This window comes from Streptomyces sp. NRRL F-2664 (genome assembly GCF_000719345.1).
Lineage (GTDB): Bacteria > Actinomycetota > Actinomycetes > Streptomycetales > Streptomycetaceae > Streptomyces.
Genome location: NZ_JOFX01000630.1, coordinates 1 through 221, shown reverse-complemented (window position 1 = coordinate 221; position 221 = coordinate 1). Strand labels below are relative to the sequence as shown.

The following is a 221-nucleotide window of genomic DNA, read 5'->3' as shown; positions in this document are numbered from 1 at the left end:
TCGATGGTGTCGTTGCCGGTGCCGCCGGAGGACTGGTCGTTTCCGGTGCCGCCGTGGAGGGTGTCGCTGCCGGTGTCGCCGTAGAGCTGGTCGCTGCCGTTTCCGCCTTCGATGCGGTCGTCGCCGTCGCCGCCGCGGATCTGGTCGGGTCCGTCGCCTCCGCACAGGAGGTCGTTTCCGGCCCGGCCGGAGATCTGGTCGCTGCCGCCGAGGCCGAAGAT

General features: G+C 71.0%; 1 protein-coding gene. It reads right to left on the bottom strand.

Going from position 1 to position 221, the window contains the following annotated elements:
* A partial coding sequence (locus tag IF89_RS0137285; protein ID WP_030778542.1) for a hypothetical protein occupies nucleotides 1-221 on the bottom strand: 221 nt, incomplete at both ends.